The following is a 661-nucleotide window of genomic DNA, read 5'->3' as shown; positions in this document are numbered from 1 at the left end:
CTATCGAAGCCGGTATCGATTGCGAAAACAGATCGTCGAGCCCGTCTTCGGCCAGATCAAGCAGGCAAGAGGCTTCCGCCAGTTCCTCCTGCGCAGCATAGACAAGGTCAAAGCCGAATGGGCCATGATCTGCACCGCCCACAACCTCGCAAAACTCGTAGCCGCACTCTGAGGAGAGACTTGCCTCTTCCAAAAAATCGCTCAGAACGCAATTCGCTTGATCCCAAGTCCATTACCGGGACAAGCTCCTAGAGCAGGTGATCCAGGAGGCCGTCTTCACGGTCTTACGCGCCCTGATCGCCGATACCTGCGCGCAGCTCTTAATGCCGCGGCCGGCCGACCTCTAACGCCATTGCCGAGAGAGTCGGTCTACCATTTTCACCAAACCGATCAGGCTGCTGCCTGATCCCCAGAGGCTTCCCAAGCGGCCTTTCTTCCAGACTTGGAGGGTCACTCCTTTGAAGTGGCCCCCCTTTCTTATGAGATATCTTGAGGCGCCCCTTGCCGGGCCGACGAGCACTTATCACTAACAACGTGTATAGAGTAGAAGTTTGCCTAGCATTACAGTTGGTGCGCCGGGAGACCGGCAAGGAGTAGGTGGTGGAAGTCCACTACGATGAAGGAGTAGCGATCCACATCGGCCCCGAGCCGTGCGTAGGCA

Annotated in this window: 1 protein-coding gene; it reads left to right on the top strand. The window is 56.9% G+C overall.

The window, feature by feature from the left end; all coding sequences use genetic code 11:
* Positions 1-172 (top strand): transposase (locus tag IVA81_RS12230; protein ID WP_247316738.1); only part of this gene is annotated, 172 nt, incomplete at its 5' end.
* Positions 173-661 lie beyond the last annotated feature (489 nt).

It is taken from the genome of Bradyrhizobium sp. 141, assembly GCF_023074055.1.
Taxonomy (GTDB): domain Bacteria; phylum Pseudomonadota; class Alphaproteobacteria; order Rhizobiales; family Xanthobacteraceae; genus Bradyrhizobium.
The sequence above is the reverse complement of the archived record's forward strand: the minus strand, read 5'-3'. Positions and strand labels throughout refer to the sequence as shown.